Origin of the sequence: Pseudomonas sp. HMSC065H01, assembly GCF_001815235.1 — a bacterium.
Lineage (GTDB): Bacteria > Pseudomonadota > Gammaproteobacteria > Pseudomonadales > Pseudomonadaceae > Pseudomonas > Pseudomonas aeruginosa.
Genome location: NZ_KV819837.1, coordinates 43,096 through 69,200, shown reverse-complemented (window position 1 = coordinate 69,200; position 26,105 = coordinate 43,096). Strand labels below are relative to the sequence as shown.

Annotated in this window: 19 protein-coding genes; 7 read left to right on the top strand and 12 right to left on the bottom strand. The window is 69.2% G+C overall.

Annotated elements, in window-relative coordinates; genetic code table 11:
• Positions 1-49 precede the first annotated feature (49 nt).
• The 7 genes from HMPREF3014_RS34995 (at position 50) to glgB (ending at position 9,478) form a co-directional block, all read left to right on the top strand.
• Entirely contained in the window at positions 50-184 is a 135-nt protein-coding gene (locus HMPREF3014_RS34995; protein ID WP_003160215.1) for a PSPA7_2676 family Cys-rich small protein, read from the top strand.
• Positions 181-672: an MgtC/SapB family protein gene (locus HMPREF3014_RS03705; protein ID WP_003100824.1), complete on the top strand. Its 492-nt coding sequence runs from the start codon at positions 181-183 to the stop codon at positions 670-672. The genes HMPREF3014_RS34995 and HMPREF3014_RS03705 overlap by 4 nt, the downstream gene beginning before the upstream one ends.
• Before the next feature lie 13 nt (positions 673-685).
• Positions 686-928, top strand: a complete 243-nt coding sequence (locus HMPREF3014_RS03700; protein ID WP_003088922.1) for a hypothetical protein — start codon at positions 686-688, stop codon at positions 926-928.
• A 22-nt stretch (positions 929-950) separates the two neighbouring features.
• Positions 951-1,832 carry a non-homologous end joining protein Ku gene (locus HMPREF3014_RS03695; RefSeq protein ID WP_003100825.1) on the top strand — a complete coding sequence of 294 codons (882 nt, stop codon included), beginning with the start codon at positions 951-953 and terminating at the stop codon, positions 1,830-1,832.
• A gap of 143 nt (positions 1,833-1,975) precedes the next feature.
• On the top strand, positions 1,976-3,970 hold the full coding sequence (locus HMPREF3014_RS03690) for an alpha-1,4-glucan--maltose-1-phosphate maltosyltransferase (RefSeq protein WP_003120192.1): 1,995 nt from the start codon (positions 1,976-1,978) through the stop codon (positions 3,968-3,970).
• Between the two features lie 10 nt (positions 3,971-3,980).
• Positions 3,981-7,283 carry a maltose alpha-D-glucosyltransferase gene (gene treS / locus HMPREF3014_RS03685; RefSeq protein ID WP_023087538.1) on the top strand — a complete coding sequence of 1,101 codons (3,303 nt, stop codon included), beginning with the start codon at positions 3,981-3,983 and terminating at the stop codon, positions 7,281-7,283.
• Complete coding sequence (gene glgB, locus HMPREF3014_RS03680; protein ID WP_003113646.1) at positions 7,280-9,478, top strand: 1,4-alpha-glucan branching protein GlgB; 2,199 nt, start codon at positions 7,280-7,282, stop codon at positions 9,476-9,478. Before treS ends, glgB begins: the two co-directional genes overlap by 4 nt.
• Before the next feature lies 1 nt (position 9,479).
• On the opposite strand, the gene HMPREF3014_RS03675 is transcribed toward glgB, so the two are convergent.
• From HMPREF3014_RS03675 to glgA, 12 genes are all read right to left on the bottom strand, one after another.
• Positions 9,480-10,475 carry a lysylphosphatidylglycerol synthase domain-containing protein gene (locus tag HMPREF3014_RS03675; RefSeq protein ID WP_023087537.1) on the bottom strand — a complete coding sequence of 332 codons (996 nt, stop codon included), beginning with the start codon at positions 10,473-10,475 and terminating at the stop codon, positions 9,480-9,482.
• The gene (gene clsB, locus HMPREF3014_RS03670; RefSeq protein WP_003120188.1) at positions 10,472-11,677 is read right to left on the bottom strand and encodes a cardiolipin synthase ClsB; all 1,206 of its coding nucleotides are present in this window, start codon (positions 11,675-11,677) and stop codon (positions 10,472-10,474) included. Before clsB ends, HMPREF3014_RS03675 begins: the two co-directional genes overlap by 4 nt.
• A complete protein-coding gene (locus HMPREF3014_RS03665; protein ID WP_023087536.1) occupies positions 11,674-12,411 on the bottom strand; it encodes an endonuclease/exonuclease/phosphatase family protein in 738 nt (245 codons plus the stop codon). Before HMPREF3014_RS03665 ends, clsB begins: the two co-directional genes overlap by 4 nt.
• Positions 12,408-13,352 (bottom strand): DUF72 domain-containing protein, encoded by a 945-nt coding sequence (locus HMPREF3014_RS03660; protein WP_023087535.1) that lies wholly within the window; start codon positions 13,350-13,352, stop codon positions 12,408-12,410. Before HMPREF3014_RS03660 ends, HMPREF3014_RS03665 begins: the two co-directional genes overlap by 4 nt.
• 3 nt (positions 13,353-13,355) lie before the next feature.
• Positions 13,356-14,603 carry a zinc-dependent alcohol dehydrogenase gene (locus HMPREF3014_RS03655; protein ID WP_004349651.1) on the bottom strand — a complete coding sequence of 416 codons (1,248 nt, stop codon included), beginning with the start codon at positions 14,601-14,603 and terminating at the stop codon, positions 13,356-13,358.
• A gap of 66 nt (positions 14,604-14,669) precedes the next feature.
• Complete coding sequence (locus HMPREF3014_RS03650) at positions 14,670-15,086, bottom strand: CBS domain-containing protein (RefSeq protein WP_003088942.1); 417 nt, start codon at positions 15,084-15,086, stop codon at positions 14,670-14,672.
• A gap of 99 nt (positions 15,087-15,185) precedes the next feature.
• Positions 15,186-17,336, bottom strand: coding sequence for a glycogen debranching protein GlgX (gene glgX / locus HMPREF3014_RS03645; RefSeq protein ID WP_003113651.1), 2,151 nt, complete (start codon positions 17,334-17,336; stop codon positions 15,186-15,188).
• 12 nt (positions 17,337-17,348) lie between these two features.
• Entirely contained in the window at positions 17,349-17,654 is a 306-nt protein-coding gene (locus HMPREF3014_RS03640) for a DUF2934 domain-containing protein (RefSeq protein WP_003113653.1), read from the bottom strand.
• The gene (locus tag HMPREF3014_RS03635; RefSeq protein ID WP_023087534.1) at positions 17,651-20,431 is read right to left on the bottom strand and encodes a malto-oligosyltrehalose synthase; all 2,781 of its coding nucleotides are present in this window, start codon (positions 20,429-20,431) and stop codon (positions 17,651-17,653) included. The genes HMPREF3014_RS03640 and HMPREF3014_RS03635 overlap by 4 nt, the downstream gene beginning before the upstream one ends.
• The gene (gene malQ, locus HMPREF3014_RS03630; protein WP_003120183.1) at positions 20,424-22,478 is read right to left on the bottom strand and encodes a 4-alpha-glucanotransferase; all 2,055 of its coding nucleotides are present in this window, start codon (positions 22,476-22,478) and stop codon (positions 20,424-20,426) included. Before malQ ends, HMPREF3014_RS03635 begins: the two co-directional genes overlap by 8 nt.
• Positions 22,471-24,222, bottom strand: coding sequence for a malto-oligosyltrehalose trehalohydrolase (treZ, locus tag HMPREF3014_RS03625; protein ID WP_016851665.1), 1,752 nt, complete (start codon positions 24,220-24,222; stop codon positions 22,471-22,473). Before treZ ends, malQ begins: the two co-directional genes overlap by 8 nt.
• On the bottom strand, positions 24,222-25,763 hold the full coding sequence (glgA, locus tag HMPREF3014_RS03620; RefSeq protein ID WP_003115521.1) for a glycogen synthase GlgA: 1,542 nt from the start codon (positions 25,761-25,763) through the stop codon (positions 24,222-24,224). Before glgA ends, treZ begins: the two co-directional genes overlap by 1 nt.
• Positions 25,764-26,105: the final 342 nt, after the last annotated feature.

The window sequence follows — 26,105 nt, the reverse complement described above, 5'->3', positions numbered from 1 at the left end:
TCACAGCTGGAAAGGGCGGCTGGCCGAGCGATTCGGCGGGAGGACCCGGATGACCTTGCGTTGCCTGATAGGCGGTTGCGACTGGTGCCGGCAACCGGCGTTGCGACTGGGTGAGGAAACCTTCGACTGCGAGCGCTGCCTGCGTTGCGGTGCCCTGCGCTACAGCGAGATACAACGCCGATGAGCGCCTGGGAGACGTTGTGGAAGATCCTCGGCGAGGAGTTCGCCGATCTCGCCGACTTCGAGCAGACCGCCCGCGCCGCGTTGCGCCTGCTGCTGGCGGCGGCGCTCGGCGCGGTACTCGGCTACGAGCGCGAGCAGAGCGGCAAGGCCGCCGGCCTGCGCACGCACATGCTGGTAACCCTCGGCGCGGCGCTGTTCGTCATGCCGCTGCAATTGCAGAGTGGCGGGGCGGACGCGCTGAGCCGGGTGATCCAGGGCACCGTCGCCGGCATCGGCTTCCTCTGCGCCGGCACCATCCTCAAGGCAGGTCGGGAAAGCCGGGTCAGGGGCCTGACCACCGCGGCGGGTCTCTGGGCCAGCACCGCCATAGGCGTCGCGGTCGGACTCGGTCACCAGGGTACCGCGGTGCTCGGGACGGTCCTGGCGCTACTGGTGCTGCATGTCCTGGCCTGCCTGAACCGTTCGCCGCCATCTTCCGATAGCCATTGAGGAGAGTTCCGTCATGTTCAAGGACTTCGACGCCTGTACCGCCTGGACCGACGCGATGCAGGAGCGCTGCCAGCCGGTCGGCCTGATCCTCTATCAGCCCAAGCGGCGTGGCGCGGCGGTACGCATGCTGTGGGTAGTGACCCCGGGTTGCAGTTGCCTGAGCGACGCCGAGACCGCCGCCGACAACCTGCTCCAGCGCATCACCGACATCGCCGCCGACGGCCGCGTGCGTTACGCGGACGGCGGCACGCTGTAACCATCAAGAGGAGGAAACCGGCATGGCGCGTGCGATCTGGAAAGGCGCGATCAGCTTCGGCCTGGTGCATATACCGGTGAGCCTGTCGGCGGCGACCTCGTCGCAGGGCATCGATTTCGACTGGCTCGACCAGCGCAGCATGGAGCCGGTCGGCTACAAACGGGTGAACAAGGTCACCGGCAAGGAGATCGAGCGCGAGAACATCGTCAAGGGCGTGGAGTACGAAAAGGGCCGCTACGTGGTGCTGAGCGAGGAAGAAATCCGCGCGGCGCATCCCAAGTCGACCCAGACCATCGAGATCTTCGCTTTCGTCGATAGCCAGGAAATTCCCCTGCAGCACTTCGATACCCCGTACTACCTGGCCCCCGACCGGCGCGGAGGCAAGGTCTACGCGCTGCTCCGGGAGACCCTGGAGCGCACCGGCAAGGTCGCCCTGGCCAACGTCGTCCTGCACACCCGCCAGCACCTGGCGCTCCTGCGGCCTCTGCAGGACGCCCTGGTGCTGATCACCCTGCGCTGGCCGTCGCAGGTGCGCAGCCTGGATGGCCTGGAGCTGGACGAAAGCGTCACCGAGGCGAAACTCGACAAGCGCGAGCTGGAGATGGCCAAGCGCCTGGTGGAGGACATGGCTTCCCACTGGGAGCCGGACGAATACAAGGACAGCTTCAGCGACAAGATCATGAAGCTGGTCGAGGAAAAGGCCGCCAAGGGCCAGCTGCACGCGGTGGAGGAAGAGGAGGAGGTGGCCGGCAAGGGCGCCGACATCATCGATCTCACCGACCTGCTCAAGCGCAGCCTGCGTTCCCGCGCCGGCGGCGGCAAGGACAAGGGCAGCGAAAAGGCCGGGGCCGACGCGAAGGGTCGCGCCAAGTCCGGTGCCTCGCGTTCGCGGCGCAAGGCCTGAGGCGAGCCGCTGGGTAAATCAACCTGAACCAATCGGTCGCCGGCGGGCTCGGAATCAATGACCGTCCGCGCCGCCGGCCACTCGAGGCCGGCGGAAGCCTCGCGACCCATCGCCGAACCCACGTCCCGGAGGAGCGCGCCTCGATGAGTTCGATTGTCCGCAACAGCGACGATGATCCGCTGGTCATCGCCATCCAGCAGCCCCGTATCGCCATCGAGTCGGTCAGCCCTGTGGTGGAAGAGGGTGCCTATCCCGCGAAGACCGAGAGCGACCGCGACCTGCGCCTGGCCGCGCGAATCTTCGCCGATGGCCATGAGGTACTCGGTGCCGAGGTGGTCTGGCGGCGTGTCGGGGAAACCGCGGAGCGGCGCCTGCCGCTGCTGCCCGAAGGCAACGATTTCTGGAGCGCGCAGTTGCGCACGCCGCCCTGCGGCCGCCTGTACTTCCGTATCGAGGCCTGGATCGACCGTTTTGCCGGCTACCGCCGCGAATTGCGTGCCAAGCATGGCGCACGCCTGCCGCTGGACCTGGAGCTGCGCGAGGGCGACGAACTGCTGCAGCGCTGCGCCGAGCGCGGCGGTCCGGAGATCGCCGCCGCCTGTGCGCCGCTGGCCGAACGCCTGCAGGCCTGCCAGAGCGTCGAGGAGCGGGTGGCGCTGTGGCTGGCGGCGCAGACCGGCGAACTGTTGCGTCTGGTCGGCCCGCGCGAGCACCTGGTGCGCAGCCGCGAATACCCGGTGGAGGTGGAGCGACCGCTGGCGCGCTTCGCCAGTTGGTACGAGCTGTTCCCTCGCTCGGAAAGCGGCGACCCGACACGCCACGGTACCTTCGACGACGTGATCCGGCGCCTGCCGCAGATCGCCGCGATGGGCTTCGACGTTCTCTATTTCCCGCCGATCCACCCCATCGGCCGCACCCATCGCAAGGGCCGCAACAATTCCTTGCGTGCCGAGGCCGGCGACCCCGGCAGCCCGTATGCGATCGGCAGCGAGGATGGCGGCCACGAGGCGATCCATCCCGAACTGGGCGACCGCGAGGATTTCCGCCGGCTGCTCGTTGCGGTGCGCGAGCACGGCATGGAACTGGCGCTGGACTTCGCCATCCAGTGCTCCCCCGACCACCCCTGGCTGCGCGAGCATCCCGGCTGGTTCGCCTGGCGTCCGGACGGTAGCTTGCGCTACGCGGAGAACCCGCCGAAGAAGTACGAGGACATCGTCAACGTCGACTTCTACGCCGAACAGGCCCTGCCGAGCCTGTGGGAAGCCTTGCGCGACGTGGTGCTGGGCTGGGTCGAGCAGGGCGTGACGCTGTTTCGCGTCGACAACCCGCACACCAAGCCACTGCCGTTCTGGGAGTGGCTGATCGCCGAGGTGCGCGGCCGCCATCCGCAGGTGATCTTCCTTTCCGAGGCGTTCACCCGCCCGGCGATGATGGCGCGCCTGGGCAAGGTCGGCTTCAGCCAGAGCTACACCTATTTCACCTGGCGCAACGACAAGCAGGAACTGGCGGAGTACTTCGCCGAACTCAACCAGCCACCCTGGCGCGACTGCTACCGGCCGAACTTCTTCGTCAACACCCCGGACATCAATCCCTGGTTCCTGCAACGCTCCGGCCGCCCCGGCTTCCTCATCCGTGCCGCCCTGGCGACCATGGGGTCGGGGCTGTGGGGCATGTACTCCGGCTTCGAGCTGTGCGAGGCGGCGGCCTTGCCGGGCAAGGAGGAGTACCTCGACTCGGAGAAATACCAGTTGCGTCCGCGCGACTACCAGGCGCCGGGCAACATCGTCGCCGAGATCGCCCGGCTCAACCGCATCCGCCGGGAAAACCCGGCATTGCAGACGCACCTCGGGTTCCAGGCCTACAACGCCTGGAACGACCGCATCCTGTATTTCGGCAAGCGCACCGCGGACCTCGCCAACTTCGTCCTGGTGGCGGTCTGCCTGGACCCGCACGAAGCCCAGGAGGCGCATTTCGAACTGCCGCTGTGGGAGTTCGGCCTGCCCGACGACGCCAGTCTCCAGGGCGAGGACCTGATGAACGGGCATCGCTGGGTCTGGCACGGCAAGGTCCAGTGGATGCGCATCGAACCCTGGCACCTGCCGTTCGGCATCTGGCGCGTGCGGCGCGTCGACGCATAAGGAGAAACCCATGGCCAGACGCGAGAAACCGGTCTTTCTCAACGACCCGCAATGGTACAAGGACGCGGTGATCTACCAGGTCCACGTGAAATCCTTCTACGACGCCAACAACGATGGCATCGGCGACTTCGCCGGGCTGATCGAGAAGCTCGACTACATCGCCGACCTCGGCGTGAACACTCTCTGGCTGCTGCCGTTCTACCCGTCGCCACGCCGCGACGACGGCTACGACATCGCCCAGTACCGTGGCGTGCACAGCGACTACGGCAGCCTCGCCGACGCCCGCCGGTTCATCGCCGAGGCCCATCGACGCGGTCTGCGGGTGATTACCGAGCTGGTGATCAACCACACCTCCGACCAGCATCCCTGGTTCATCCGCGCCCGCCACGCGAAGAAGGGATCGCGCGCCCGCGACTACTACGTCTGGTCGGACAGCGACGAGAAATACCAGGGTACGCGGATCATCTTCATCGACACCGAGCAGTCCAACTGGACCTGGGACCCGGTAGCCCAACAGTACTACTGGCACCGCTTCTATTCCCACCAGCCGGACCTGAACTTCGACAACCCGCAGGTCCTGCGCGAGGTGCTCGGGGTGATGCGCTACTGGCTGGACATGGGCGTCGACGGCCTGCGCCTGGACGCGATTCCCTACCTGATCGAACGCGACGGCACCAGCAGCGAGAACCTGCCGGAGACCCACCAGGTGCTCAAGCGCATCCGCGCCGAGCTGGACGCGCACTATCCCGACCGCATGCTGCTGGCCGAGGCCAACCAGTGGCCGGAAGACACCCGGCCGTACTTCGGCGGCGAGGATGGCGGCGAGGGCGACGAATGCCACATGGCCTTCCACTTCCCGCTGATGCCGCGCATGTACATGGCCATCGCCCAGGAGGATCGCTATCCGATCACCGACATCCTGCGCCAGACCCCGGACATCCCGGCCAATTGCCAATGGGCGATCTTCCTGCGCAACCACGACGAGCTGACCCTGGAGATGGTCACCGACGACGAGCGCGACTATCTCTGGAACCACTATGCCGCCGACCGCCGCGCGCGCCTCAACCTGGGCATCCGCCGGCGCCTGGCGCCGCTGGTGGAGCGTGACCGGCGGCGCATCGAGCTGCTGCACAGCCTGCTGTTGTCGATGCCGGGCACGCCGACCCTGTACTACGGCGACGAGATCGGCATGGGCGACAACATCTACCTCGGCGACCGCGACGGCGTGCGGACCCCGATGCAGTGGTCGGTGGACCGCAACGGCGGCTTCTCCCGCGCCGACCCGGCGAAGCTGGTGCTGCCGCCGATCCTCGACCCGCTGTACGGCTACCAGACGATCAACGTCGAGGCGCAGGCGCGCGACCCGCATTCGCTGCTCAACTGGATGCGCCGCCTGCTCGCCGTGCGCAGCCAGCAGAAGGCCTTCGGCCGCGGCAGCCTGAAGATGCTCGCGCCGAGCAACCGACGGATCCTCGCCTACCTGCGCGAATACGCCGAGGGCGAACGGCAGGACAGCATCCTCTGCGTGGCCAACCTGTCGCGCGCGGCCCAGGCGGTGGAACTGGACCTCGCCAGCCATGCCGGCAAGGTGCCGGTGGAGATGATCGGCGGCATGTCGTTCCCGCCGATCGGCGAGCTGACCTACCTGCTGACCCTGCCGCCCTACGGCTTCTACTGGTTCTACCTGGCCGACGCGACGCAGATGCCGAGCTGGCACGTGGCCGCCGACGAGCGCCTGCCGGAACTGCCGACCCTGGTGGTCAAGCAGCGCCTCGGCGAGCTGCTGCAGGGCGCATCGCGGAACATCCTGGAAGGCGAGACGCTGCCGGCCTACCTGCCGAAGCGCCGCTGGTTCGCCGGCGAGATAGGCCAGCCACGGCTCTGCTACATCGTTCCGCTGGACGAGGCGGAGCCACGCTGTGCGCTGTGCGAAGTGGAGATCGACGGGCTGCGCTACCAGTTGCCGCTGGGCTTCCTCGACGCCGACCAGCGCGGCGACAGCCTGCCTCAGTTGCTGGCCCTGGCGCGCCTGCGGCGCGGTCGCAAGGTCGGCCTGCTGACCGACGCCGCCAGCCTGCCGCTGTTCGCCCGCAAGGTCCTCGCGCAACTCCGCGCCGAGGCGGTGATCGCCCACGGCGACGGCGAGATCCAGTTCATCCCGGCGGCGGGACTGGCGGAAATGGACGACATCGCCGACGAAGACGTCCTGCCGTTCTCGGTGGAGCAGTCCAACAGCTCGATCCGCTTCGGCGAGCGCATGGTCCTCAAGGTGCTGCGCAAGATCCTTCCGGGGCTGCACCCGGAAATCGAGGTCGGCGGCTACCTGACCCGCCACGGCTACCCCGGCATCGCCCCGTTGCTCGGCGAGGTACGGCGGGTCGGCGCGGATGGCGAGCCGCACACGCTGATGATCCTGCAGGGCTACCTGAACAACCAGGGCGACGCCTGGAACTGGACCCTGGACAACCTGGAGCGAGCCGTGCGCGACGAGATATCCGCGGCCAGCGAGGCGCTCGAAGGGCAATACGACAGCCTCGCCGAACTGCGCGGCTTCGCCGCCAACCTCGGCGCCCGGCTCGGCGAGATGCACAGCGTACTGGCCGGCGAGTCGGACGATCCGGCCTTCGGCAGCCGCGAGAGCGACGAAGCCAGCGTCCAGGCCTGGGCGCTGCGCATCGCCGAACAGTTGCGCGAAGCCGGCAAACGCCTGAGCGAGCCGCCACGGCCGTTGCAGGGCGAGGCGGCGGAACAGGCGCGGCGCCTGCTGGAACGCCTGCCGGCGCTGCTCGAACGCCTGCCGCTGCTGGCCCGGCAGGCAGCCGGCGGGTTGCTGATCAGGGTTCACGGCGACCTGCACCTGGGCCAGGTGCTGATGGTCCAGGGCGACGCACGCTTCATCGACTTCGAGGGCGAGCCGGCGCGCAGCCTGGAAGAGCGCCGCCAGCGCCACAGTCCGATGAAGGACGTCGGCGGCATGCTGCGCTCGTTCGACTACGCGGCGGCGATGGTCCTGCGCAACGCGCAGAGCACCGATAGCTCGGAACAGGCCGACAGCGCCCGGCGCAAGGTCGCCATGCGCTATCGCAGCGAAGCCCGCGACGCCTTCCTGGCCGGCTATCGGGCCGCCGCGGCGGGTCTCATGCACGCCTGGCACGGTCGCGAAGGCGAGGGGGCGGCGCTGGCCCTGGCCTGCCTGGAAAAGGCCGCCTACGAACTGCTCTACGAAGCCGACTACCGCCCCGACTGGCTGGAAGTGCCTCTCGCCGGTCTGGCCGAACTCACCGAACACCTCCTGAAGGGCAAGAACCGATGAGCGAACCGATGTCCGAACGCGAACGCTGGCAACTGGAGCTGGACAAGCTGCAGCGCGGCCTGCAGGGCGATCCATTCGCCTTCCTCGGCCCGCAGCGCGACCCCGGCGGCGAAGGCGGCGTGCTGCGCGCCTACCTGCCCGGCGCGCAGCGCGTCGAGCTGCTCGACGAAGACGGCGCGACGCTCGCCGAACTGGAGCAGAGCGACCCCGGCAGCGGCTTGTTCCAGCGCCACCTGGAGCGCCTGCCACCGCGCTACCGCCTGCGCGTGCACTGGCCGGACGGCGTGCAGGAAAGCGAAGACCCCTATGCCTTCGGGCCGTTGCTCGGCGAACTCGACCTCTACCTGTTCGCCGAAGGCAACCACCGCCAACTGGCCTCCTGCCTGGGCGCGCAACTGACCCGTCACGAAGGCGTGGAGGGCGTGCGCTTCGCAGTCTGGGCGCCGAACGCCGTGCGCGTCTCGGTGGTCGGCGATTTCAACGGCTGGGACGGGCGCCGTCACCCGATGCGACGACGCTATCCATCCGGCGTCTGGGAACTGTTCGTCCCGCGCCTCGGCGAGGGCGAACTGTACAAGTACGAGTTGCAGGGCCACGACGGCCTCCTGCCGCTGAAGGCCGACCCCCTGGCGCTGGCCTGCGAGACGCCGCCCGGAACCGCTTCGAAGACCTGCGCGGCGTTGCGCCACGAGTGGCGCGACCAGGACTGGCTGGCCCGGCGCGCGGAGCGCCAGGGCTATGCGGCACCGCTGTCGATCTACGAAGTCCACGCCGGCTCCTGGCGCCACCGCGACGGCCGGCCGCCGCACTGGTCGGAACTGGCGGAGGAGCTGATTCCCTACGTGCGCCAGCTCGGCTTCACCCATATCGAGCTGATGCCGGTGATGGAACATCCCTTCGGCGGCTCCTGGGGCTACCAGCCGCTCGGGTTGTTCGCCCCCACCGCGCGCTACGGCACGCCGGAGGACTTCGCCGCGTTCGTCGACGCCTGCCACCAGGCCGGCATCGGCGTGATCCTCGACTGGGTGCCGGCGCATTTTCCCACCGACGCCCACGGCCTGGGCCGTTTCGACGGCACGGCGCTGTACGAGTACGAACATCCCTTCGAAGGCTTCCACCAGGACTGGGATACCTACATCTACAACCTTGGCCGCAGCGAGGTGCACGGCTTCATGCTGGCCTCGGCGCTGCACTGGCTGCGCACCTACCACGTCGACGGCCTGCGGGTGGATGCGGTGGCCTCGATGCTCTATCGCGACTATTCGCGCAAGGAAGGCGAATGGCTGCCGAACCGCCATGGCGGCCGGGAGAACCTGGAGGCCATCGACTTCCTCCATCACCTCAACCAGGTGGTCGCCAGCGAAACCCCCGGCGCGCTGGTGATCGCCGAGGAATCCACCGCCTGGCCCGGCGTCAGCCGTCCGGTGGCGGAGGGCGGCCTGGGCTTCAGCCATAAGTGGAACATGGGCTGGATGCACGACAGCCTGGCGTACATCGGCGAAGACCCGCTGCACCGGCGCTATCACCACCACCAGTTGACCTTCGGCCTGCTCTACGCCTTCTCCGAGCATTTCATCCTGCCGATCTCCCACGACGAGGTGGTACATGGCAAGCACTCGCTACTGGACAAGATGCCCGGCGACCGCTGGCAGAAGTTCGCCAACCTGCGTCTGTACCTGAGCTTCATGTGGTCGCACCCGGGCAAGAAGCTGCTGTTCATGGGATGCGAGTTCGGCCAGTGGCGCGAGTGGAACCACGACGGCGAACTGGACTGGTACCTGCTGCGCTATCCGGAGCATCAGGGCGTACAGGACCTGGTGGCGGCCCTCAACCGGCTGTACCGCGAACTCCCCGCACTGCATGCGCGCGACGGCGAGGCGCTCGGCTTCGAATGGCTGATCGGCGACGACCAGGCGAACAGTGTCTACGCCTGGCTGCGCCACGCGGCCGGCGAGCCATCGCTGCTGGCGGTACACAATTTCACCCCGGTGCCGCGCCAGGGCTATCGGATCGGCGTACCGCAAGGCGGCGACTGGGACGTGCTGCTCAATAGCGACGCCCAGGCGTTCGCCGGTTCCGGCGCAGGCAGCCAGGGCCGCGTCTCCAGCGAGTCGTGCGGCGCCCATGGCCAGGCGCAGTCGCTGGTGCTCGACCTGCCGCCGCTGGGCACGCTGCTGCTGCGTCCGGCCGGCTGATTCAGGCCTGGCCCTGGCGCAGGCGGCGCTGTTTGCGGCACAGGCGGATCGCCCGGCGCTCCAACAGCAGGTAGACCACGCAGGCCAGCGCCAGGGGTAGGAGGAAATACAGCACCCGGTAGCCGATCAACGCGGCCAGCAGCACGCCCTGGGACAGGCGCCCCTGGAGCAGGGCGATGAACACCGCTTCGAGCACCCCGAGCCCGGCCGGGATATGGGTGATGACCCCGGCGATGCTGCTGATCAGGAGGATCGCCAGGACGCTCGGGTAATCCACGCTGTGCGGCAGCAGGCTGTACAGCAGGAGCGCCATCAGCGACCAGTTGCTCGCTCCGAGCAGGCCTTGCAGGGCCGCCAGCCGCCAGGACGGCAGGGTCAGCCGATGCTCGCGCCAGCCCCAGGCGCGGCGTCGGGCGAAACGGCAGGCCAGCAGGTAGCCTGCGGCCAGCGCCAGGAGCAGGGCGCCGATCAGGCGCAGGCCGTCGCTGCCGAGCTTCCAGCCCGGCGGCAAGGCCGGCAGGCCGCAGCTGAACAGGATGCCGGCGAGCAGCAGGTAGCCGAACCAGTTGGTCACCAGGCTGAAGGTGAGGATCCGGGTGATATCGGCGATGTCCAGGCCGAGCCGACTGTACAGGCGATAGCGCAGCGCCACGGCGCCGACCCAGGAACTCAGGTTGAGGTTGAACGCATTGCACACGAACGCCACGGTGAAGACCCGCCGCTTGGGCAGCGAGTGGCCGATGTAGTAGCGGCTGAGCAGGTCGAAGCTGCTGAACACCGTATAGCCGGCGGCCGCCAGCAGCAGCCCGAGGAACAGGGTCGCGGGGCGATACTCGTCGAGGGCGTGGCGGACTTCCTGCCAGTCGAGATTCTTCACCAGCAGGAACAGCAGCACCGGGACCAGCACGAAGAACGCCAGGGTCAGCAGCCTGCGCAGCCAGCGCCAGTGAGAGCGGCGCGGCGGCGTCGAGGTGGCTTCGTGACCGCTGCCGTTCATGGGTTGCCCCGCTGGCCCTGGCGTTCCTGCCAGCGCCGCGACGGACGCGGCTCCAGCGATTTCAGGCGCGGCAGATGGGCGGGTACCCAACCGGCGATAGCCGGAAAGTGCCTGGAAAAGTGGAAGCCGAGGAAGATCAGCGGCGCTCGCCACCAGTAGCCGCGCCTCGCGTGGCGGCGGCTGATGCGCCGGCAGTGGCGGCGCGCCAGCTCGCGCAGGTGCTGGTAGAGCTGGCCGTTGAAGGCGACGTCGCGGATCACCAGGTTGGCCTCCAGGTTCAGCGACAGGCTGAGGGGATCGAGATTGCTCGAGCCGATGGTCGACCAGTCGTCGTCGATCACCGCGACCTTGCCGTGCAGCGGACGCTGGCAGTATTCGTGGATACGCACGCCCTCGCGCAGCAGGTAGTCGTAGAGCAGCCGGCTGCACAGGCGCACCAGCGGCATGTCCGGCATGCCCTGTAGTACCAGGTCGACGCGCACGCCGCGGCGCGCCGCATCGCGCAGCTCGCGAAGCAGGCGGTAGCCGGGGAAGAAATAGGCGTTGGCGATCAGCAGGCGTCGCCGCGCCTGGCGGATCGCCTGCAGGTACTCGCGCTCGATGTCGTCGCTGGACTGGTCGTTGTCGCGGATCACCAGGCGCACCCGCGCCGGCTGCCCGGCGCCCGACGGCCGCAACGGCGGGTAGTCGGCGTCCGGTTCGAGCAGCGCCAGGCAGGCCTGGCGGATATCGCGCACCACCGGGCCCTCGACGCGCACCGCGTAGTCCTGCTTGGCCATGTTGCCGCGACGTACCAGGTGGTCCTCGCCGTAATTAATGCCGCCGACGAAGGCCTGCCGGCGATCGATCACCACCAGCTTGCGGTGCAACCGGCGAAACAGGTTGGTGCGCATGCCGAGCAGGCGCGGGCGCGGGTCGAACAGGTGCACGCGAACCCCGGAGGCGGCCAGCCTGGCCAGGTAGTCCGGGCTGAGCGAGGCGGTGCCGTAGCCGTCCACCGTGACCTGCACCTCGACACCGCGCTCGGCGGCGGCGCTGAGGGCTTCCTGCAACTGCCGGCCGACCTCGTCCTCGAAGATGATGAAGGTTTCCAGGAGGATCTCCCGGCGCGCCTCGGCGATGCACTGGAACAGGCGCGGAAAGTACTCTTCGCCGTTGATCAGCAGTTCTACGCGGTTGCCGTCGCGCCAGGGGAAGTTCATGGCTCCACCTCCACCGCCAGCGGCAGGTGGTCGGACAGGTGCGACCAGGGCCGCCGCGAGAGGATGCGCGGCTGGCGCCCGCGGGCATTGCGCAGGTAAATGCGGTCCAGCGGCAGCACCGGCCAGCGCGCCGGGAAGCTGCGCGCCGGCCGGCCCTGGGCGCCGACGAAGACTTCGCGCAGGCCGCAACCGGCGAGCAGTTGGTCAGCGCGCTGGCGCCAGTCGTTGAAGTCGCCGGCGACCACCACCGGCTCGCGCTCCGGCAGGCCCGCCACCAGTTCGCAGAGCAGTTGCAACTGGCGCTGGCGCTGCGCCTCGCGCAATCCCAGGTGCACGCAGACCGCGTGCAGCGAACGGCCGATGTCGATCACCGCATGCAACAGGCCGCGTTCCTCGTTGCCCGCCACCGAGACGTCGAGGTTGCGGTGGGCGAGGATCGGATGCTTGGAGAGCACGGCATTGCCATGGTGGCCTTCGGGATACACCGCGTTGCGCCCGTAGGCGAACTGCGGCCACATGCTGTCGGCCAGATACTCGTATTGCGGCGCCGGCGGCCAGGACGGCAGGCGCGCGGCGTGCAGGCTATGGGAGCCGAGGACCTCCTGGAGGAACACCAGGTCGGCACCGACGCTGCGCACCGCTTCGCGCAACTCCGGCAGGATGAAGCGCCGATTGAACGGGTTGAAACCCTTGTGGGTGTTCACCGTCAGCACCTGCAGGCGCGGCAGGATCATGCGGCACTCTCCCGCAGGTCATCGGGCAACTGTCCGGGCACCGTGCGCAGGCCGCCGTCGAGTTCCAGCAGCTGCAGGAGGCGCCGGGCGTCGTAGGGTGCGCGCACCTTGACGTCGTTGTCGAAGTAGCAGTACAGGTCGCGCGCCGTCGCCGTCGCCGTCGCCGGGGCGTCCTGGCTGGCCCGGCGCAGGTCGTCGGTCTGGCCGCCGCCGGCCCAGGCGCGGATCCGTGCCTGCCACTGGCCCAGGGCCGCTTCCGAATAGCCGCTGCGGTAGAGCTCCTTGTCGCCATGCAGGCGCAGGTAGAGGAAGTCGGCGCAGACGTCGCCGAGCAGCGGCCACTTGCCGGCGGTATCGGCCACCACCAGGGCAACCCGGTATTCGCGCAGCAGCTCGATGAACGTCGGGTCGACGAAGCTCTCATGGCGGATTTCCACGGCATGCCGCAGGCGCTGCGCCGGATCGCCGTCGAGGTAGCCCTCGCGGTGCAGGCGCGCGGCGCTGTGCCGGGCGAGCTTCTGCGCGGCGGCGCCGTCGCGCGGCAGGCGGGCGAGGAAATCGGCGAACAGCTCGCGGTCGAAGCGCATGCTCGGCGGGAACTGCCAGAGGAACGGGCCGAGGCGCTGGCGCAGGGCGAGGGGGCCGGAGGCGAAGAAGTTCGCCAGCGGCTCGTCGATCTCGCGCAGGCGCCGCACGTGGGTGATGTAACGCGGGGCCTTGACGCTGAAAACGAAGTCCTCGGGGGTGTCCTCGGCCCAGCCGCGGAAGCGCTCGGGCGTCTGCAGGGCGTAGAAGGTGCCGTTGATCTCGATGCTGTTCACCGCCCGCGAGGCGAAGCGCAGTTCGTCCTTCTGGCGCAGCCCCTCGGGATAGAAGTCACCTCTCCAGGGGGCGTAGCGCCAGCCGGAAATGCCGATGCGCAGGCGTGCCGGTGCGCTCATGCATTACCCCCGGGCGCCGCTTTCCGGCGTCGGCCGGCGCGCCAGTTCGTCCACCGCGCGTTCGTCGAGGCGTTCCTCGCCGCCCTCGACCTGGCGCTTCTGCGGCACCAGTTCGACCTTGATCCAGCCGGTCTCGCGGTGGTCGAAGGCTTCGAAGGCCTCGATGGCGTCGCCGATCGGCTTCACCTGGGTGAGGATCTTCGCCGGGTCGATGCGTCCGCTGAGCACATGTTCGAGCAGCAGCGGAATGTACTTGCGGTGGTGGCAGTTGCCCATGCGGATGGTCAGGTTGCGGTTCATCGCCAGGCCGATGGGAAACTGCCGCGAGTCTTCGGCGTAGACGCCGATGATCGACAGGGTGCCGGCCTTGGCCAGGCCCTGCACCGCCCACTCCAGGGCCTGTGCGGGGGCGTTGCCGGGACTCCAGCTGGTGCCCTCCTGGCGCGGCGCCGGGGTGGCGGTGCCATGGCTGTGCTCGGCGTCCACGCCGACGGCGTCGATGGCGCGGTCCACGCCGATCCCGGCGGTCAGCCAGCGCAGGGCCTGGACCGGATCCTCGCGCTCGAAGTCGATCACTTCGGCGCCTTGCTGGCGGGCCATGTGCAGGCGGTCCGGGTGGCGGTCGATGGCGAACACCCTGGCGGCGCCGAGGAGCAACGCGCTGGCGATGGCGAACTGGCCCACCGGACCGCAGCCGAACACGGCGACGGTGTTGCCGGGGGCGATACCGGCCAGTTCGGCGCCGAAGTAACCGGTGGGGAAGATGTCCGACAGGAGTATCGCCTGGTCGTCGCTGATGCTGCTGGGCAGGCGGATCAGGCCGATGTTGGCATAGGGAATCCGCGCTTTCTCGGCTTGCAGCCCATGGAAGCCGCCGTTGGCCCGGGGACCGCCGAAGAACGCGGTGCCGGCCTGGCTGCCGCCGGGGTTGGCGACGTCGCACTGGGCGTAGTAGCCGGCTCGGCAATACACGCAATTGCCGCAGGCGATGGTCGAGGGAATCACCACCCGGTCGCCGACCTGAAGGTTGCGCACTTCGTCGCCGAGCGCCTCGACGATGCCCACGCCCTCATGGCCGAGGATGGTTCCCGGACGCATGCCGCCGACGCTGCCACGGACGAAGTGCAGGTCGGTGCCGCAGATCGCCGAGGCGGTCAGCCGCACGATGGCGTCGGTGGGCTCCTGCAGGCGCGGCTCCGCCACGTCTTCCAGGCGGATGTCGCCGATGTCATGGAATACCACGGCTTTCATGGCGTTCTCCCGGTTGGGGCCCGGCCTCGGCCGGTACGGCAAAGGCGGGCCGGGTGGAAGAAAGGCTCAGTAGTGGGCCTGGGCGACGCCCTGCAGGACGGTGGCGCTGGAGGCCTGGTCGCGGCAGCTGGCGATGTTGCCCAGGGAAACCACGCCGACCAGCCGCTTCTCGCGGTTGAGCACCGGCAGGCGGCGCATCTGGATGTCGGCCATGTTGCGGGCCACGTGCTGGACGTCTTCGTCTTCGAAGCAATAGTGGATGTCGCCGCTCATGATGCGGCCCAGCGGGGTATCCCCGGACAGGCCGCCGGCCACCGCGCGGATGGCGATGTCGCGATCGGTGATCATCCCGACCAGGCGGTCGCCTTCGCCGACCAGCAGGGCGCCGCTGTCGATCCTCGCCATGGTGGCGGCCGCCTCGCGGATGCTCTGCTGCGGGTCGGCGACCTGGACGTTGCGGGTCATGATGTCGCTGATCTTCATGCTGTCCTCCTGTGTAGGGTGGATGTGCGGGCGCCGCGTGCGGCACCTACAGGTTCCGACTGGAGGTGCCGGGGGCGGTTCAGCTTTTTTCCCCGCCGTTCATCCTTCCGCTCCGGCGCCCGGCGGTTGTAGCTCGAACAGCAGGAAACTGCGGCCGCCGACCAGGAACTCGCTGGCGAACGGGTAGCGTTCGCCGAGCGGGTCCTCCGGCCGCTGGGTATCCAGCAGGCAGGTCCAGCCGCTGCCTTCGGCCACCTCGGGAAGACGGAAGGACACCGCGTCGTGGTAGGCATTGAGGATCAGCAGCAGGGTGGCATCCTCACCGCTGCGCAGGATCCCGGTGGGTTGCGCGCGGCCATCGAGGAGCACGCCGAGACAGCGGGCGTGCTCGTCGTGCCAGTGTTCCTCGGTCATCTCCTCGCCGCCGGGCGCCAGCCAGGTGACGTCCTTGACACCCAGCGCCTCGTTGTACTCGCCGACCAGGAAGCGCCCCCTGCGCAGGATCGGATAGCGTTGGCGCAGGGCCAGCAGGCGCTGGGTGAAGGCCAGCAGCGAACGGCCCTCGTCGTCCAGCCGCCAGTCGATCCAGCCCAGTTCGTTGTCCTGGCAATAGACATTGTTGTTGCCCTGCTGGGTGCGGCTGAACTCGTCGCCGGCGACCAGCATCGGGGTGCCCTGGGACAGCAGCAGGGTGGACAGCAGGTTGCGCATCTGGCGCAGGCGCAGGGCGCGGATCTCCGGGTCGTCGGTGGGGCCCTCGCAGCCGTGGTTCCAGGACAGGTTGTGGTCGCTGCCGTCGGCGTTGTTCTCGCCGTTGGCCTCGTTGTGCTTGTGATCGTAGGAAACCACGTCGCGCAGGGTGAAACCGTCGTGGGCGGTGACGAAGTTCACCGACGCGTAGGGCCGCCGTCCACGCTGGTCGTAGAGATCGCCGGAGGCGGTTAGGCGTCGCGCCAGTTCCGGCAGCATGCCGTCGTCGCCGCGCCAGTAGGCGCGCACGCAATCGCGGAAACGGTCGTTCCATTCCGCCCAGCCGGGCGGGAAGCCGCCTACCTGGTAGCCGCCGGGGCCGCAATCCCAGGGTTCGGCGATCAGCTTGCACTTGCTCAGCACCGGGTCCTGGCGGCAGGCGACGAGGAAGCCGTGGCGCTCGTCGAAACCGTCCGGATGGCGGCCGAGGATGGTCGCCAGGTCGAAGCGGAAGCCGTCCACGCGCATCTCCGTGGCCCAGTAGCGCAGCGAGTCGGTGACCATCTGCAACACGCAGGGGTGGCTGAGGTCGAGGGTGTTGCCGGTGCCGGAATCGTTGATGTAGTAGCGGCGCTGGTCGGGCATCAGGCGGTAGTACGAGGCGTTGTCGATGCCGCGCATGCACAGGGTCGGACCCAGCTCGTTGCCTTCCGCGGTGTGGTTGTAGACCACGTCGAGGATCAGCTCCAGTCCGGCGTCGTGGAGGTGCGCGACCATCTCCTTGAACTCGTTGACCTGGCCGCTGGCGAGGTAGGCCGGGTGCGGGGCGAAGAAGGCGATGCTGTTGTAGCCCCAGTAGTTGCTCATGCCGTTTTCCAGCAGGTGCTTGTCGTCGACGAAGCCGTGGATCGGCAGCAGCTCGACGCTGGTCACCCCGAGCCGGCGGATGTGCGCCAGCAGGTCGGCGTTCATCAGCCCGGCGAAGGTCCCGCGAACCGCCTCCGGGACCTGTGGATGGCGCATGCTGAGGCCGCGCAGGTGGGCTTCGTAGATCACCGTGCGGTCCCAGGGGACGCGTACCGGCGGGCGCTCGGCCCAGGTGAAGGCCGGATCGATGACCTTCGACTTGGGCACGAAGGGCGCGCTGTCGCGCTCGTCGAAGCTGAGGTCGGCGTCGGCCGAGCCGATGGTGTAGCCGAACAGCGCCTCGGACCAGCGCAGGCGGCCGACCAACTGCTTGGCGTAGGGATCGAGGAGCAATTTGTTGGGATTGAAGCGGTGGCCGGCATCCGGCTCGTAGGGACCGTGCACCCGGTAGCCGTAGATCTGCCCCGGGTGGGCGTCGGGCAGGTAGCCGTGCCAGATCTCGTCGGTGTACTCGGGCAATTCGATGCGCTCGATCTCCTTTTCCCCGCGCGCGTCGAACAGGCACAGCTCGACCTTGGTCGCGTGGGCCGAGAACAGCGCGAAATTGACGCCGAGGCCGTCCCAGGTGGCGCCAAGGGGGAAGGGGTGCCCTTCGCTGATCCGCGAAGGAGCGGGGCTACGCTTTCTGCTCATGCACTGGACTCCTCATTCGCCCGCTTCGGGCTTGCGGCGGCTGCGCGGCTTGGCCGCCGCCGGTTTTTCGCTGGCGGGCCGCGCCGGGGACGCGGCCCTCGGCTTGCGCGGCTTGGCGGCCGGCGCTTGCAGCAGGGCCGGGGTTTCCTTGGCGGCCTTGGCCCGACCGCGGGTCTTCTTCGGTGCCGCCGCGGCGGCTTCCGCTTCGGCCAGTTGCCGGGCCATGGCCCAGTGGCGTTCGGCCTGGCCGTCGGGGCAGCCCTCGGATTCCCAGATCTGGTAGGCGAACTCTCGTATGCGTTTTTCGTCGGCGCTCATGGGGTGTCCTCCTGGGCGAGGCGGTAAAGCAGGTTGACGGGAAAGTCGGCGAGCACTTCGGACAGGCTCAGGTGCCCGTCGCTGGGCAGCGGCATGGTGGAAAACAGGCCGCTGTAGGTGCATTCGGAGAGACTCGGCGGCAGCAGGAGGCAGGTGTCGCCCCAGGCCTCGGCCGGCACCTGCGGCTGCGTGGCGTGGCCGAGCAGGGCGCAGGCCAGGCGCGGGACCACCACCAGCAGGCAACCGTGACGACTGCGCCGGGCGAAGGCCAGGACCCGCTCGGCATGCTCGCCGCTGACCTCCAGGGGCAGGTAGTCGCCGTCGCGGAACAGGCCCGGCTGCATCCGCCGCAGCCCCAGCACGCGGGCGATCAGGGTCTGCTTGATGCGACCGTCGCGCCAGTGCTCCAGCAGTTCCGGGAAGGGCGTCGGCGCGGCCAGGGCGGCGGCGTGCCGGGCGAAGTCCACCGGCCTCCGGTTGTCCGGGTCGACCAGGCTGAAGTCCCAGTACTCGCGCCCCTGGTAGAGATCGGGGATACCCGGGCAGGTCAGGCGCAGCAGGCATTGGGCGAGGCCATTCAGGGCCCCGGCCGGCATCAGTCGCGCCGCCGCGTTGCCCAGCGACTGGCGCAGGGCCTGGGCCAGTGGCGCGCGCAGGAGCTGTTCCAGATAGTCGGCGCAGGCGCGCTCGTAGTCTTCGTCGGGCGCGGTCCAGCGCGTGCGCAGCTTGGCTTCGCGCAAGGCCTTGCATTGCCATTCGCGCATCCGCGCGAGGAACGCTTGGTCCAGGGCGGCGCCGTCGCAAGGCGCGTCGAGCGGCCAACTGCCGAGCAGGGCCTGGAACAGGATCAGCTCGTCGCCGGGACTCGGCGCCGGCCCCTCGGCGAGGTCGCGGCGCAACGGCGTGGCCAGGCTTTGCCAGTGCTCGACGTTACGCGCGAACCAGGGCGCCAGTTCACTGAGCGCCGCAAGACGGGCGCGGGCGTCCTCGCCGCGCTTGTGGTCATGGCTGGCGGTGGCCAGCAGGGCGCGCGGGCTGGCCAGGCGCCTGGCTTCGCAGGCGGCATGGAATTCCTCGGCGGAAGCGGCGAAGCGCTGCGGGTCGAAGCCGACGTCGTTGCGCGAGAGCAGGGCCGCCGAGCGATAGCAGGCGGTATCCTCCACGGCCTTGGCGGCGGTCGGCGAACTCAACTGCTGGAAGCGCGCCAGCAACTCGCCGCGCAGGCGCCGCAGCGGACCGGGCGGCAGCTCGCGCAGCGGCTGCCCGCCGAGCCAGCGTTCGAGATGGTCGAGGACCGCCCGGTCGGCTTCGTCGAGATCCTCGCGGGCCGCCTCTGCGGCATAGCGGAACACCTCGCGATCCTGCACCGAGCGACCGCAGGCCCCAGCGTAGGTACGGTAGACCGGAAAGCGCGCGAGCAACTGGAACAGCGCGCGGCGGATACCGCCCAGGGTCAGGTCGCGGCTGGCCAGGTCGGCCCGCGCCACCCGCAAAAGACCCTGGGCGAGGTTCTCCAGGTCACCGGCGAGGCTTCCCGCCAGGACCAGTTGGCGAGCCTGGTAGACCTCGTCGAGAAACGCCTCCGGGCGTCCGCTGACCCGCTGCCAGAGTTCGCGCAACGGTCGTTCGCCGCGCGGATCGTGCTGCAACAGGCTGACCTGGTTCATGAAGTCGTAGCCGGTGGTGCCGTCGCACAGCCAATCCTCGGGCAGGCGCTCCTCGCCACCGAGGATCTTCTCAACGTACAGCAGCATCGGCGCGCCGCCGCGATGGGCGCGGATCCGCTCGCTGCGGCGGCGCAGGCGTCGGCAATAGCCGCGCGGATCGGCCAGGCCGTCGACGTGATCGATGCGCAGGCCATCGAGCAGACCGTCCTCGAGCAACTGGAAGACCTTGCCGTGCACGGCCTCGAACACCTCGCCGCGCTCGACCCGCAGGCCGACCAGTTCGCTGATGTCGAAGAAACGGCGCCAGTTGATGTCGTCCGCCGCGGTGCGCCAACTGGCCAGGCGGTAGTGCTGCGCCTCGAGCAGGCGGTGCAGGCGTTGGCGAGCCTCCTCGTGGCGTTCCTGGAGTTCGCCCAGCGTGCGCTGGAGGGCTGCGCGCGGAGCGCTCTCGGCGAGCGCAGCCGCCAGTCGACGCTGCATCTCGCGCAAGGCCTCGCGGTCCTGCCGGCACTCGCGGAAACCGCCGGCCAGGGCTGACAGGCGCGGCTCGCCGCTGTCTTCCAGCAGCTCCGGGTAGCTGCCCGGCCAGAGGGGGAAGCGCTGCTCGCCGTGGCTCGCCAGCAGGCGGCCGGCCTCGCGGTCCAGGCTCAGGCCGATCTCCCCGGCAGCCAGGACCTCGCCGTAGTCGCTGCGCAGGAACGGCAGCAGCACCTGGCCGCGCAACGCGGCGTCGTGGGATTCCCACTGAATGTCGAAGAAACTCGCGTAGGGACTCTCGCGCCCCCATTCGAGCACGTCCTGCCACCAGGGATTGGCGCCGCCGCCGATGCCCATGTGGTTCGGCACTATGTCCATGAGCAGGCCCATGCCGCGTTGCCGCAGCCCCTGGATCAGGCGCAGCAGCGCCGGCTCGCCGCCCAGTTCCGGATTGATCCGGGTCGGGTCGACCACGTCGTAGCCGTGGCTGGAGCCGGGCCGCGCGCGGAACAGCGGCGAGGCGTAGAGATGGCTGATGCCCAGGTCGGCGAAATAGTCCAGCCAGGGCAGGGCATCGTCGAGGGTGAAGCCGGCGTGGAATTGCAGGCGCAGGGTAGCGCGGGGCTCAATCATGGGCGGCCTCCTCGGCATCCCGGCGGCTGCGTTCGAGCAGGCGCAGGCGCCGGTCGACCTGCGGCGTTCCGAGCATCTGCGCGGCGTTTTCCGGCCAGCGCCGCCGCCAGTTCGGGTGGGCGTCGCCGGGGCCGGGCAGGTTCGGCTGCTCCAGGCTGCCCAGGGCGTCCTCCAGGGGCAGTAGCACCAACGGCGCGGGGGTTGCCCCGACATAGCCGATGCAGGCGTCCAGCGGTACTTCGGCGGCGGGGTCGGGATCGACCGGCGGTTCGAGGCTGGCGGCCAGGGCCCGGCGCTCCTCGGCGCGCAGTTCCAGGTCGGCCGCGCATTCCTCGGCGCTGCGGTGTCCGGCGCGGCCGCGCCAGTGGATGTCCTGGCCCCGCCACCAGCCGGACAGGCTCGGCAGGTCGTGGGTGCTGGTGGTGGCCATGGCGTCCGCCGGCCATTGCGCCGGGGGCACGAAGCGTTCGCCGCGCCGCTCGAAGAGCAGCACGCGGGTACCCAGCACTTGGCGGCGTGCCAGTTCCTCGCGCAGGCCTTCGGGAACGGTGCCGAGGTCCTCGCCGATGACCAGCGCCGAGGCGCGACTGGCCTCCAGCGCCAGCAGGCGCAGCAGCTCGCGTTGCGGGTAGCGCAGGTAGGCGCCGGCGTGGGGCGGCTGGCCGCGCGGGATCAGCCAGAGACGTTGCAGGCCCATCACATGGTCGATGCGTAGCCCTCCGGGCCAGGCCAGGTTGGCCCGCAGCATCTCGCGGAATGCCCGGTAGCCGTGGCGGCGCAGGCCTTCGGGATTGAACGCGGAAACGCCCCAGTCCTGTCCGGACTGGTTGAGGATGTCCGGCGGCGCGCCGACATTCACTTCGGCGAGCAGCTCTTCCTGCCGCGACCAGGCCTGGCTGCCGCCGCCGTCGGCGCCCACCGCCAGGTCGGCGACCAGACCGATGGCCATCCCGGCCTCGCGCGCCTGGCGCTGGGCATGTTGCAGGCAACGTTGGGTCAGCCACTGGCCGAAGGCACGGAAGTCCACTTCCTCGGCGTGATCGGCGCAGAACGCGGCCACCGCCGGCTCGCCGGGGCGGCGCAGCGGCTCCGGCCAGCGTCTCCAGTCGGGGCCGGCGCCCAGGTGCGCCTGCAGGGTCTCGAAGCGGCAGTGGTGCAGCAGGGCCTCGCCGGCTTCGCGGCGGAATTCGGCGAGGTCGTGGCGCAAGGGACTGGCGCGCTCGGTGAAGTCGCGGTGGAGTTGGCGCAGCAGGCGCATGCGCAGGTCCGCCGCCGCTGTCCAGTCGATCAGCTCCAGGCTCTCCAGGCGGGCCATCTCCGCGGCCAGGCCGGCGCGACGGATCGCCTGTTCCACCGCCGCCGCGCCGAGAATGGTCGCCGGCGCGGCGTGCAGGACATTGAAGAACAGCCGGCTGGACGGCGAGTAGGGGCTGTAGGCATGTCCGTTGGCCTCGGCCAGGGCGTGCAGCGGGCTGATCGCCAGCGCGTCGGCGCCATGCCGCGCGGCGCTGCGCAGCAGGTCCTCGAGGGCGGCGCTGTCGCCCAGGCCGCCGTCGCCGGGGCGGCGCAGGGCATAGACCTGGGCGGCCAGACCCCAGCGACGCGAGCGACCCGGGGCGAGGCTGGCCAGGGACGGACAGCTCGGCGGCGCCATCGCCACCGCCCATTCCCGCTGCTCCAGCGACAGCTGCGCATAGCCACTGCGGGCCTGCGCCGGCAGGCGGCCTTCGGCATCCAGGCGCAGGGCGATCCGCGTGCCGTCCTCGTAGACCAGCTCGCCCGGGGTGCCGGCGGGGCCGAGCGCTTGCTCCAGCGGCTGGCCGCATTCGCCGACCAGCAGTCCGAGGTTGGCGCTGTCCTCGCGCAGCCGGGCCAGCGCGGCCAGGCTCTGTTCGATCTGTTGCGGACTCTGCGCCGGATAGCCGAGTGCTTCCAGCAGGCCGCGCTGGACCTCCGGGTCGACCCGCTGCGGCCGTCCGTTGGCGTCCTGCCAGTCGAGTTGCAGGCCCACGGCGGCGGCCAGTTCGGCCAGGCGTGCGTCACTCATGGGCGGGCTCCAGGCTGACCGCGATGCTGCGGGGACTTAGGCGGCCGCGGCGATACTCGGCACAGGCGAGGTTGTCGAGGAACAGCACCCAGGTGGCGGCCGCCGGCGGCTCGACTTCCGCTTCGAGCGGAGAAGGGTTGAAGTCGATTCGCCAGTCACTGCCGTCACCGAGTCGCCAGCGCGCCGACAGCGCGGCGCCGGCGATGGTGGTAACGCCCAGCGAACGGGCGCCGCGCAGGCGCGGGATCAGGTGTTCATGACGGATTTCCAGCAGTTGCCGGTAGAAGCCGCGCCAGGCCGGGTCGCAATCGGCCAGGCCGGGACGCGAGCGCTCGAAGGTCTCCACCGCGTTTGGGTCGGGGAGCGAAGCCAGGATGGCGCCCTCGCCGAAGCGGCCGAACTCGCCGAACTCCTTGCGTCGTCCCTCGCGGACCGCGTCCGCCAGTTCGCCCTGGTGATCGGTGAAATACAGGAACGGTTCGCGCGCGGCGCATTCCTCGCCCATGAACAGCAGCGGAATCATCGGCGCGAGCAGTTGCAGCGCTATCGCCAGGCGCAACGTCTGGGGTTCGGCGAGGACGCTGAGACGCTCGCCGAAGGCGCGGTTGCCGACCTGGTCGTGGTTTTGCAGAAACAGCACGAAGGCGTCCGGCGCCAGGTCGGCACTCGGTTCGCCGCGCGGCCGGCCGTGGCGGTTGGCTTCGCCCTGGTAGACGAAGCCTTCGGCCAGGCAGCGCGCCAGGCAACGCAGCGGCTCGGGGTAGTCCTGGTAGTAGCCGTCGTTCTCGCCGGTGAGCAGGACGTGCAGCGCATGGTGGCCATCGTCGTTCCACTGTGCGTCGTAGCCCTGGCGCAGCAGGCTGGCGCGGTTGTCGTCGTTCTCCAGGACCAGGTGCACATGGCGCTCGGGGCCGGCGGCGCCGCGCAGGCGGCGGGCCATCTCGACGAGGAACGCGCTATCGGGAATCGCGTGCACGGCATCGAAGCGCAGGCCGTCGACGCGATAGTCGAGCAGCCACATCAGGGCGTTCTCATAGAAGAACTCGCGGACTTCGCCGCGACGGAAATCGATGGCCTGGCCCCAGGGCGTCTGCCGGTCGTCGCGGAAGAACGCGGCGGCGTACTGCGCGAGGTAGTTGCCGTCCGGGCCGAAGTGGTTGTAGATCACGTCGACGAAGACCATCAGGCCCATGCCGTGAGCGCTGTCGATCAGATGCTTGAGTTGCTCGGGCGTGCCGTAGGCCGACGCCGGGGCGAACGGCAGCACGCCGTCGTAGCCCCAGTTGCGGCGACCGGGAAACTCGCCCAGCGGCATCAGCTCCACGGCGGTCACGCCCAGTTCCACCAGGCGCGGAAGGAAGCGCTCGACCTCGGCGTAGGAGCCGAACAGGCCGACGTGCAGCTCGTAGATCACCGCTTCGTGCCAGGGCCGCCCGCGCCACTCGTCGACGCGCCAGGCGTAGGCGCCATGGTCCAGCACCTGGCTGTGGCCATGCACGCCGTCGGGCTGGAACTGCGAGGCCGGGTCCGGCACCCCGGGGCGACCATCGATGCGGTAACGGTAGCGGGTGCCGGGCGGACAGGGCAGGGTCGCCTCGAACCAGCCGCTGTCGCTGCCTTCCAGCGGCCAGTCTCGGCCGTCGGCGGTCTCGACCCGGACCTCACGGGCGTCCGGAGCCCAGAGGCCGAAGCAGGTCCGGCCGTTGCCTTGGAACTGGGCGCCGAAGCGGCGCCGGATCGCCATCACTGGCGTACCCCGCGCAGGGCCGGAGCGGTATTCCTCAACAGGCGCCGGTACAGGCGGTTGTAAGGCTCCACCGAGTCGCTCCAGAACATCGGCGCGGCCATCGCCTTGCAGCGCATGGCGTTGAGCAGCGAGGGACAGTGGTAGACGTTGATCGCGCGCATCACCGCATCGAGGTAGCTCTGCGCGGTTTCCTCACGGAACAGGAAGCCGGTGACTCCGTCGACGATGGTATCGGCGAGGCCGCCGGTGCAGCGCGCGATCGGCAGCGAGCCGAAGCATTGCGCATAGAGCTGACTGAGCCCGCAGGGCTCATAACGCGAGGGCATGAGCAGGAAGTCGCTGCCGGCGTAGATACGGCGGGCCTCGGTCTCGTCGAAACCGATGTGCACGCCGACCTGGCCGGGATGACGCCGGGCGAGTTCGAGCATGGCCTTCTCCAGGTTCGGCTCGCCACGGCCGATGCTGACCAGACGGCCGCCGGCCTGGAGCAGGGCATCGCTGATCTCCAGGGTCAGGTCGATGCCTTTCTGCTGCACCAGGCGCGAGACCACCGCGAACAGCGGCCCCTTGCCCGGCTCCAGGCCGAAACGCTCCTCCACGTAGCGCGTGTTGGCGCGCTTGCCGGCCCATTGGCGGGCGCTGAAGCAGGCGACCAGGTGCGGATCGCAGTGCGGTTGCCAGCTATCGTCGATACCGTTGACGATGCCGCTGAGCTGACGCTTCTCGACCTTGTACTTGAGGATGCCGTGCAGGCCGCAGCCGTATTCCGGGGTAGTGATTTCCTGGGCGTAGGTCTCGCTCACCGTGGTGATGTGGTGGGCATGGGCGATGCCGGCCTTGAGGAACGACAGGCGCCCGTGGAACTCCATGCTTTCGTGGCTCAGCGCTTCGTCGGGGAGGCCCAGTTCGGCGCTGCATTGCAGGTCGCAGAGGCCCTGGTAGGCGAGGTTGTGGATGGTAAACAGGCTCGGCGTGCGCACGCCGTTCCAGGCCATGTAGGCCGGCGTCAGCGCCGACGGCCAGTCGTTGGCGTGCACCAGGCCCGGTTGCCAGCCCTGGGCGCCGCGTCCGCCGGCGATCTCGGCGGCGGCCAGGCACAGGCGGGCGAAGCGCAGGTGGTTGTCCGGCCAGTCGTTGCCCTGGTCGTCCATGTACGGCGTACCCTCGCGCTCGTAGAGCAGCGGGCAGAGCACCAGCATGACTTCCAGGCCGTCGTCGAGGGTCACCAGGCCGATCTCGCAGGGCGGGATCGCCGCCCGGCCGGGCAGGCTGCCGATGATCCGCAAGTCGCGGCAGCGCTCCAGCACCTGGCGATAGCCGGGCAGCAGGACTCGCACCGAATGCTCGCGCTTGAGGACCCTCGGCAGCGCGGCGGAAAAGTCGCCGAGTCCGCCGACCTTGACGAAATCGCTGAGCTCGGCGGTAACGAAGAGTATCCGATCCCTCTGTTGCGGCGGGTCCTGCGGGTGCAGCAGCGACGGAAAAGCGGTCAGTACCGCGGGTTCTTCCAGGCAAACGCCTGCAACAGAATGTCCCATGTCATCCTCCGGTCGTACGTTGTCCTTGGCGTTGGTCGGTCGGACTCCGTCGCGCCGTGGCATGGGCGAAGTCCTTGCTAGGGGTGACCGGAGGGGAGCGCCGGAAGTTTAGTTTTTTTTACCGGCGGCTCGGCTTGCGAGAAGCCGCGCCAGGGGGTTGCAGGCGAGACGACGGGCGCAACGGGTTGCCGAATGCAAGGCTCGGCAGGGGCTTTCTTGCAAATTGCAAATATCAATTCGCCGCTTTGTTTTTCAACCTATTGATTTATAAGAAATTAATTCTCAAGAAGAATTGGTACGCCTTCTGCTCGAAAGGGATGCGCCTGATTACCGGCGTCAAAG

Coding starts and splice junctions, on each gene's coding strand:
- HMPREF3014_RS34995 (WP_003160215.1), top strand. CDS start 50: ATGACCTTGCGTTGCCTGATAGGCGGTTGCGACTGGTGCCGGCAACCG.
- HMPREF3014_RS03705 (WP_003100824.1), top strand. CDS start 181: ATGAGCGCCTGGGAGACGTTGTGGAAGATCCTCGGCGAGGAGTTCGCC.
- HMPREF3014_RS03700 (WP_003088922.1), top strand. CDS start 686: ATGTTCAAGGACTTCGACGCCTGTACCGCCTGGACCGACGCGATGCAG.
- HMPREF3014_RS03695 (WP_003100825.1), top strand. CDS start 951: ATGGCGCGTGCGATCTGGAAAGGCGCGATCAGCTTCGGCCTGGTGCAT.
- HMPREF3014_RS03690 (WP_003120192.1), top strand. CDS start 1,976: ATGAGTTCGATTGTCCGCAACAGCGACGATGATCCGCTGGTCATCGCC.
- treS (WP_023087538.1), top strand. CDS start 3,981: ATGGCCAGACGCGAGAAACCGGTCTTTCTCAACGACCCGCAATGGTAC.
- glgB (WP_003113646.1), top strand. CDS start 7,280: ATGAGCGAACCGATGTCCGAACGCGAACGCTGGCAACTGGAGCTGGAC.
- HMPREF3014_RS03675 (WP_023087537.1), bottom strand. CDS start 10,475: ATGAACGGCAGCGGTCACGAAGCCACCTCGACGCCGCCGCGCCGCTCT.
- clsB (WP_003120188.1), bottom strand. CDS start 11,677: ATGAACTTCCCCTGGCGCGACGGCAACCGCGTAGAACTGCTGATCAAC.
- HMPREF3014_RS03665 (WP_023087536.1), bottom strand. CDS start 12,411: ATGATCCTGCCGCGCCTGCAGGTGCTGACGGTGAACACCCACAAGGGT.
- HMPREF3014_RS03660 (WP_023087535.1), bottom strand. CDS start 13,352: ATGAGCGCACCGGCACGCCTGCGCATCGGCATTTCCGGCTGGCGCTAC.
- HMPREF3014_RS03655 (WP_004349651.1), bottom strand. CDS start 14,603: ATGAAAGCCGTGGTATTCCATGACATCGGCGACATCCGCCTGGAAGAC.
- HMPREF3014_RS03650 (WP_003088942.1), bottom strand. CDS start 15,086: ATGAAGATCAGCGACATCATGACCCGCAACGTCCAGGTCGCCGACCCG.
- glgX (WP_003113651.1), bottom strand. CDS start 17,336: ATGAGCAGAAAGCGTAGCCCCGCTCCTTCGCGGATCAGCGAAGGGCAC.
- HMPREF3014_RS03640 (WP_003113653.1), bottom strand. CDS start 17,654: ATGAGCGCCGACGAAAAACGCATACGAGAGTTCGCCTACCAGATCTGG.
- HMPREF3014_RS03635 (WP_023087534.1), bottom strand. CDS start 20,431: ATGATTGAGCCCCGCGCTACCCTGCGCCTGCAATTCCACGCCGGCTTC.
- malQ (WP_003120183.1), bottom strand. CDS start 22,478: ATGAGTGACGCACGCCTGGCCGAACTGGCCGCCGCCGTGGGCCTGCAA.
- treZ (WP_016851665.1), bottom strand. CDS start 24,222: ATGGCGATCCGGCGCCGCTTCGGCGCCCAGTTCCAAGGCAACGGCCGG.
- glgA (WP_003115521.1), bottom strand. CDS start 25,763: ATGGGACATTCTGTTGCAGGCGTTTGCCTGGAAGAACCCGCGGTACTG.